The organism is Streptomyces sp. NPDC089915 (genome assembly GCF_040684675.1).
GTDB lineage: Bacteria > Actinomycetota > Actinomycetes > Streptomycetales > Streptomycetaceae > Streptomyces.
Map to the genome: position 1 here is coordinate 1 of NZ_JBFBGN010000217.1, position 7196 is coordinate 7196.

The 7196-nt window shown below is 77.1% G+C and carries 7 protein-coding genes and 1 other RNA gene; 3 read left to right on the forward strand and 5 right to left on the reverse strand.

From position 1 onward, the window contains the following. Window positions 1-93: 93 nt before the first annotated feature. Window positions 94-894 carry a peroxide stress protein YaaA gene (gene yaaA, locus AB0O29_RS33405; protein WP_365159436.1) on the reverse strand — a complete coding sequence of 267 codons (801 nt, stop codon included), beginning with the start codon at window positions 892-894 and terminating at the stop codon, window positions 94-96. Window positions 895-1152: 258 nt separating this feature from the next. Next, on the reverse strand, window positions 1153-2109 hold the full coding sequence (locus AB0O29_RS33410) for a helix-turn-helix domain-containing protein (RefSeq protein WP_365159438.1): 957 nt from the start codon (window positions 2107-2109) through the stop codon (window positions 1153-1155). Between the two features lie 235 nt (window positions 2110-2344). On the opposite strand from AB0O29_RS33410, the gene AB0O29_RS33415 reads away from it, so the two are divergent. Further along, entirely contained in the window at window positions 2345-3787 is a 1443-nt protein-coding gene (locus tag AB0O29_RS33415) for an RNB domain-containing ribonuclease (RefSeq protein WP_365159441.1), read from the forward strand. Window positions 3788-3877: 90 nt separating this feature from the next. On the opposite strand, the gene AB0O29_RS33420 is transcribed toward AB0O29_RS33415, so the two are convergent. Both AB0O29_RS33420 and AB0O29_RS33425 read right to left on the reverse strand, forming a co-directional pair. Then, window positions 3878-4684: a hypothetical protein gene (locus tag AB0O29_RS33420; protein ID WP_365159444.1), complete on the reverse strand. Its 807-nt coding sequence runs from the start codon at window positions 4682-4684 to the stop codon at window positions 3878-3880. Beyond that, window positions 4681-5415: a MerR family transcriptional regulator gene (locus AB0O29_RS33425; RefSeq protein ID WP_365159447.1), complete on the reverse strand. Its 735-nt coding sequence runs from the start codon at window positions 5413-5415 to the stop codon at window positions 4681-4683. The genes AB0O29_RS33420 and AB0O29_RS33425 overlap by 4 nt, the downstream gene beginning before the upstream one ends. Before the next feature lie 89 nt (window positions 5416-5504). Between AB0O29_RS33425 and rnpB the strand changes: the two genes are divergently transcribed. After that, window positions 5505-5906: RNase P RNA component class A (gene rnpB, locus AB0O29_RS33430), an RNA gene on the forward strand. A 99-nt stretch (window positions 5907-6005) separates the two neighbouring features. Further along, window positions 6006-6209 (forward strand): hypothetical protein, encoded by a 204-nt coding sequence (locus AB0O29_RS33435; RefSeq protein ID WP_365159450.1) that lies wholly within the window; start codon window positions 6006-6008, stop codon window positions 6207-6209. 25 nt (window positions 6210-6234) lie between these two features. Here AB0O29_RS33435 and AB0O29_RS33440 read toward each other — a convergent pair. Further along, the coding region (locus AB0O29_RS33440; RefSeq protein ID WP_365159453.1) for a bifunctional RNase H/acid phosphatase at window positions 6235-7196 on the reverse strand (962 nt) is incomplete at its 5' end.

Genomic DNA, 7196 nt, shown 5'->3' on the forward strand with positions numbered 1-7196 from the left:
CCGCGGACGGGGTCTGGTCCGCGGTCGCCTGGCCCCTGGGGCGCTGAGCCCGGCGGGGCCGGGACGGCCCCGCCGGCGTCCGGGCGGCCCCGGTCAGTGGATCTGCGTGACCACCACGTCGAGAGACCACGCCTTGCCGGCCTTCGCGGGGGCCTCGGCCTCGACCACGTAGCCGAGGTCCCGCAGCGCGGCCACCAGCTCCGCGGGCCCCGCCGGCTCGACCCCCGCGACGAGGAGGTCCCGCACCAGCCGCCCCTTCGTCGCCTTGTTGAAGTGGCTCACCACCGACCGCTTCTCCACCCCGTCCACCAGCTGCGAGTGCAGCACCCGCACGGTGGCCGTGCGCCCCGCCGTCTCCCCCTTCGGCTTCCACGCCGACGCGTACGCCGACGAGCGCAGGTCCAGCACCAGCCCGTCCCCCGCCGCCTCCGGCATCGCCTCGGCCATCGGCGTGCGCCAGTACGCGCCCAGCGCCCCGAGCGCCGGCAGCTTCACGCCCATCGAGCACCGGTAGGACGGGATCCGGTCGGTCACCCGCACCGCGCCCCACAGCCCGGAGAACACCAGCAGCGTCCGCTCCGCCGCCTCCCGCGCCCCGGCCGGCAGGTCGGCGAGGCCCAGGGCGTCGTAGAGGACCCCGGTGTAGATCTCCCCGGCCGGCCGGGCCGGCGCCGACCGCAGGCCGGCGTTCTTGGCCACCTCGCCGCGCAGCCCCTCGCTGAGCCCCAGTACCTCACGCGCCTTGAGCTCGTCGCCCGCGCACAGCTCGACCAGCTCCTCCAGCACGGCCGCCCGCGCCCCGGCGAGCCCGGGCAGCGACAGCGAGGCGGGGTCGAGCGGTGCGCCGGAGCCGCCGGCGGCCTTTCCCTCGGAGGGCGGCAGCAGCACGAGCACGGTGGTTCTCCTATCGATGGCACGACGCGGGGGTGCGGCCCCCGGGCCAGGGTAGACGGCCCGCCGTCGGCCGGTCACGGGCGAACGGCCACGGCCGCGCCCGGGCCGCTGGGGCCCGGACGGGTCGTGGCCGCCGGTGGGGGGTCCGTGGTGGGCGGTGCCTCGTCGCCCTGGTGCCGCGGTGCAGGACGACTGTCCGGCCCGCCGCCGGTCCCCGTCCAGCTGTTTCGAGCAGGTTCGAAACTGCTGGACGCGCTCTCACCCGCGCAGTAGAAGGGAGCCCAGCGAGGTCACCGCGTGCAGGACCGAGTTCCGGTGGCGGGTCGAGCTGATCAGGCCCGCCGCCCGCAGCACCGAGGTGTGGTGGCTCACCGAGGCCTGGGACATCCCCACCAGCCGGGCCAGGTCCGAGGTGCTGCGGGAGCCCTCCGCGGTGTGGTGCAGGATCTCGGTGCGGGTCCGCCCGATGAGCGGTACGAGTTTCCTCCCGGCGGAGTCGTCCGGGGAGACGGTGCGCCGCGCCGGATAGGTGAGGACCGGCGGGAGCTCCGGGTCGAGGAGCGAGACGGGGGTGCGGGCGCGGAACAGGGTGGGGACGAGGAGCAGGCCCCGCCCGGCCAGGTGCAGCTCCTGGTCGACGGGGTACTGGACCTCCAGCACCGGCGGCCTCCACCGCATGCCCGGCCCCAGCCCCGCCAGGACCCCCTCGATCCCGGACTCGGCGGCCGTCTTGGCCTGCGCCGCGTACTCCGCCCGGACCGTCGTCCGCATCGTCTGCTCCAGGGGCGCCACCGCCGCCGCGTGATAGCCGCGCAGGGCTGCGGCCAGCCCCCGCAGCGCGTCGGGGCGGCCGGCGCCCAGGTCCCGCGTCCAGGCGGGCAGGGCGCCGCCGGACGCGAGGACCTCCAGGTCGCCGCCGAGGTGGCGGGCCGGGGTGGCGGTCAGGGCGTCGAGGCCCCGCTCGATGTCCGGGGAGCCGTCGGACGGGGTGAGGAAGTCGGGGAAGTAGCCGAGCGGGCGCACCAGGGGCAGGAGCGTCCGCAGGCCCTCGGGCCGCCGGGCCAGGACCGCCCGGCCCCAGGCCTCGGCGGCCGGGTTGCCGGTGCGGTGCTGGAGCATGCGCAGGCTCAGCACCGTCTCCCACAGCGGGTCGGGCCGGCTGGCCACGCTCGTGCGCGCCAGGTCGGCGCCCGTGAAGTGAATCCGCAACAGCATCTGCCGCCCCGTGGATGAGTTCCGATCGGTTCCGGTGGGTTCGGGCGATCCGCCCACCACATTGCGCCCCGGCCGGGCTCCGCGTTCCAGGAGGTTTCACGCCGTCGTACGCGCCCGTTCCGCGCCGTGTTCCGCTCACCGGGACACGGCACGCGATTCCGGCCCCGGGCCCCGCCCGGCGGGTGCCGCGCGCCGCCGCCGAGAAGATCTCCCGGGCAGGACATACGCTCGGTCCATGCCACGCCGTCACATGCACATGGCCGGTGCGGACGGTGCCGCCCTGGGCGCCGCGCTGCGTGAGCTGCGGACGCGTCTGGGCGTGCCCGACGCCTTCCCGGCGCAGGTGCTCGCCGAGGCCGAGCGGGCCGCCGCCGCTCCCCGGCTGCCCGCCGAGGACGCCACCGTCCTCCCCCTCTTCACCATCGACCCGCCGGGCTCCGTGGACCTCGACCAGGCCATGCACCTGGCGAAACGATCCGGCGGGGGCTACCGCGTCCACTACGCGATCGCCGACGTCGCCGCCTTCGTCACCCCCGGCGGCGCCCTGGACACCGAGGCCCACCGCCGGGTCACCACCCTCTACTTCCCCGACGAACGGGTCCCCCTGCACCCGCAGGTGCTCTCCGAGGGCGCGGCCAGCCTGCTGCCGGACCAGACCCGTCCGGCGCTGCTGTGGCGGCTCGACCTGGACTCCGACGGGCGGGTGGAGGCCACCGACGTCCGCCGCGCCCTGGTCCGCAGCCGGGCCCGGCTCGACTACGACGGCGTCCAGAAGGCCATCGACACCGGCACCGCCGAACCGGCCGTGGCCCTGCTCAAGGACATCGGGACGCTGCGCGAGGCCCTGGAGGCCGAGCGCGGCGGGATCTCCCTGAACGTCCCCGAGCAGGAGGTCGTCGAACGGGACGGCTCCTACGGCCTGGCCTACCGGGCCCCGCTCCCGGCCGACGGCTGGAACGCCCAGGTCTCCCTGATGACGGGCATGGCCGCCGCCGATCTGATGCTGGCCTCCGGCACCGGGATCCTGCGCACCCTGCCGGCCGCCCCCGACGGCGCGGTGGGGCGGCTGCGGCGGGCCGCGCAGGCCCTGCGGATCGACTGGCCGCACCACGTCCCGTACGCCGCGCTGGTGCGCTCCCTGGACCCCCGGATCCCGGCGCACGCCGCGTTCCTCCAGGAGTGCACGGCCCTGCTGCGCGGCGCCGGGTACACGGTGTTCACCGGCGGCGAGCGGCCCGAGCACGCCGTGCACGCGGCGGTGGCGGCCCCGTACACGCACTGCACGGCCCCGCTGCGGCGGCTCGTGGACCGTTACGCGGGCGAGCTGTGCGTGGCGGCGGTGGCGGGGGCGGCGCCGCCCGCGTGGGCGGTGGAGGCCCTGGCGGGGCTCCCGCACGAGATGCAGGAGGGGACCAGGCTGGCCAACTCCGTGGAGCGCGAGTGCGTGGACCTGGTCGAGGCGGCCCTGCTCAAGGACCGGGTCGGGGAGACCTTCGAGGCGACGGTCGTCGACGTCGAGGAACGGGATCCGCGGACCGGGACGGTGCACCTGGAGGACCCGGCGGTGGTCGGCCGGGTCGAGTCCCCGGCGGACCCCCTGCCGCTCGGCGACCGGATCCGGGTCCGCCTGACCCGTGCGGACCCGGGCACGGCCAAGATCCTCTTCGCTCCCGCCTGAGGCCCGCCCGAGGCCCCGCCGTGAGGCCCGTCCGAGGCCCCGCCGTGAGGCCCGTCCGAGGCCCCGTCCGAGGCCCCGTCCGACGCCCGCCTACGCGGCCGGCTGCCGCAGGGCGGCGACCAGGGCGCGGGGGTCGTCGGCGTGGAAGCGGACCGTACGGGCCCGGGCGCGGGCGCCGAGCGGGCGGCGGAAGTCCAGCGGACGGTTCAGCTCCAGGGTGACCGTCGTCTGGCTGCCCACGATCAGGTCGAGCACCCCGTCGTCGGACAGGGTGACCAGCCGCCCCTCCGGGTAGCGCCGGTCCACCCGGGCCGAGGCGACCGCCTCCGGCGGGACGGTGAGGTCGAACAGGGCCCCGTAGCGGATCCGCAGCGTCCCGTCGGGCCGTACGACGTGCGGGCGGGTCACGCAGGCGGCGTGCAGGGCCAGCACCAGCAGCACCCCGTAGACGTCGAGCACCAGCACCACCCGGTGCACGGCGGGCCACGGGATGAGCACGGCGAGGCCGACGGTCTCGATCAGGGACACGAACAGCAGCCCGTACATCATGGCCGTCTGCGGTCCGGTGTACGCGGCGGCGAGGTCCCCCGGCCGCACCCCGTGCGGGCGGCGCGCCGCCCAGCGTCCGAGCGAGGCGCAGGCCCGCAGCTCGTGCAGCAGCAGCCGGCGCACCGGCTCCGGCACGACGGTCCGTACGGCCTCCCGCCAGGAGCCGGTGCGCCGCCGCAGCGCGTACAGCACCCGGGCCTCCAGCAGCAGTACGGCGGCCACCAGCGCCTCGGCCCCGGCCGTCACCCATCCGGGCGGCCGCAGCCCGGCCGCGAGGCACAGGACGAGGAGCAGCTCGCCCGGTATCGCGGCGCCGGCCGCGATCCGGGCCGCGCGGACGGCGCTCACGCGGGCCCCCCGCCGGTGAAGGCCGCCATCACCCGGCGGACGACCTCCGCCTGGGCCGGGGGGTACTCGGCGAGCAGGGCCTCCCCGAAGCCGGGGACGACGGGCCCGTCGGTCGGGATCGCGGCGAAGGCGGCGGCCGGCACGGCGGCGACCATCGCCTCGGCGAGCGGGCCGATGCGGGGGTCGTCGGCGGGGGCGCCGGCCAGCTCGTCGAGCCGCTCGTAGAGCGCGAGCACCGCCGGGTCGGCGGCGAGCGGGCCGAGCACCGCGTACAGCTCCTCCCCGGCGGTGCCGGTGGCGTCGAGCAGGGTGAGGTGCTCGCGGTCCTTCGCGGCGGCCGGGGAGTCCGTGTGCGGGGCCTTCGCCAGCAGCGCGGCGAGCGCGGGCGAGACCGGCTCGCCCTCCCCCGGCCCGGCGGCGAGCAGCACCGCGAGGCGCCTGCGCCGCTCGGCGAGCCCGGCCTGCTGGCGGGCGAGGTCGGCGTCGAGCTCCTCCAGTACGTCGGACAGCTCGCGCCCGGCGTCGTCGGCGAGGACGTCTCGCACCTCGTCCAGGCTCAGCCCGAGCTCGGTGAGCCGGCGCACCCGCGCCAGGAGCACGGCGTCGCGCACGGTGTAGGCCCGGTAGCCGTTGGGGCGCCGCTCCGGTTCCGGGAGCAGCCCGACATGGTGGTAGTGCCGGATCGCCCGGGTGGTGACCCCGACGAGCGCGGCGATCTCTCCGATCCGCATGCCCCTCAGTAGAAACCCTGCCGCCGCGTCAAGGTCAAGCCGCCGCCGAGCCCCCGGCCCGCAGCCGGTAGCATGGTCGGCACGACAGACGAGTCGGCCGGGCGGCCGCGTCGGGGTCTCCGGATCCCGCCGAGGAACGTCCGGGCTCCACAGGGCAGGGTGGTGGCTAACGGCCACCCGGGGTGACCCGCGGGACAGTGCCACAGAAAACAGACCGCCGGGGGCTTCGGTCCCCGGTAAGGGTGAAACGGTGGTGTAAGAGACCACCAGCGCCTGAGGCGACTCAGGCGGCTAGGTAAACCCCACCCGGAGCAAGGTCAAGAGGATCCGTCCCCGGACGGGTCTGCGCGAACGTTCGAGGGCTGCCCGCCCGAGTTCGCGGGTAGACCGCACGAGGCCGGCGGCAACGCCGGTCCTAGATGGATGGCCGTCTCCCCGGCGACCGCGAGGTCTCCGGGCGACAGAACCCGGCGTACAGGCCGGCTCGTCCTGTTGAACGCCCCGGACCGGGTATCCCCCGGTCCGGGGCGTTGCGCTGTCCGGATGTCGGGACCTCCCGGATGTCCGGACCCGGATGAGAGGTGGGGGACATGACCGTCGTACTGGGCCTGCTGCTGCTCCTCGCGGTGTGCGGGGCCGCGTGCGTGGTGTGGGCGGAGCGCGGCGGACCGCCGTGGGTCCGGGTGGTCGCACGGATCACGCTGGCCCTGGGCTCGGCGGTGCGCGCGGCCGGCCGCAGCCGCCGCCGGGGCCTGAGCCGGGGCGGGTCCGACGGCGGCGGCGACGGGGACTGACCCCCGCCGGCCGCCGCCCGGCCGGTCAGCGCAGGTGCGAGGTGTCGTTGAGCAGCCGCACCGAGGCGTTGCCGTCGGCGTAGTAGGCCACCGCCGAGAGGGAGGCCGCCGAGAGCTCCATCTTGAACAGGGACTCCGGCGGGGCGCCCAGGGCGAGGCGGACCAGCGTCTTGACCGGGGTCACGTGGGTGACCAGCAGCACCGTGCGGCCCGCGTAGGCGGACAGCAGCCGGTCCCTGGTGGCCGAGACCCGGCGGGTGACGGCGGCGAAGCTCTCGCCGCCGCCCGTGGGGGCGGCCTTCGGGGAGTCCAGCCAGGCCTGGAGGTCGTCCGGGAAGCGCTCCCGCACCTCGGCGAAGGTCAGGCCCTCCCAGGCCCCGAAGTCGGTCTCGCGCAGCCCCTCCTCGACGGTGACCGGCAGCCCGAGCCGGTCGGCGACGGCCTGCGCGGTCTCGCGGCAGCGGCGCAGCGGCGAGCTGACGACGGCCTGTACGGTGCCCCGCGCGGCCAGCGCCCCGGCCACGGCGGCGGCCTGCCGGCGCCCGGCCGGGGACAGCTCGGGGTCGGTGCCGCCACTGCCGGAGAACCGCTTCTGCGGGGTGAGCGCGGTCTCCCCGTGCCGCAGCAGCACGAAGGTGGCGGGCGCCCCCATGTCGGGCCCGCCCCACCCGGTTGCGGCGGCGCCGTCAGGCGCCTGCGCCACGGCGGACGCACCCGCCCGGGCCGGCCCGGAGCCCGGGGCGTCCGTGGCCGCCGGGGCCTGGCCGGCGGTGCCCGCCGGGGCGGGAGCCGGGCGCGCGGCCGGACCGGAGCCCGGGGCGGAGCCCTGAAGCGCCGGGGCGGCCTGGTCCGGGTCCGGGATCTCGGCCGCGCCGAAGAGGGTCTCCGGCTCGGCCGCGGCCGCACTGCGGGCCGCGCGCGCGTCGGCGGCTGCGGGGCCTTCGGCTCGTCGGCGGCGGCCGGTGCCGGGTCGGTGGCCAGGCGCCG

Coding starts and splice junctions, on each gene's coding strand:
- AB0O29_RS33410 (WP_365159438.1), bottom strand. CDS start 2,109: ATGCTGTTGCGGATTCACTTCACGGGCGCCGACCTGGCGCGCACGAGC.
- AB0O29_RS33415 (WP_365159441.1), top strand. CDS start 2,345: ATGCCACGCCGTCACATGCACATGGCCGGTGCGGACGGTGCCGCCCTG.
- AB0O29_RS33425 (WP_365159447.1), bottom strand. CDS start 5,415: ATGCGGATCGGAGAGATCGCCGCGCTCGTCGGGGTCACCACCCGGGCG.
- AB0O29_RS33435 (WP_365159450.1), top strand. CDS start 6,006: ATGACCGTCGTACTGGGCCTGCTGCTGCTCCTCGCGGTGTGCGGGGCC.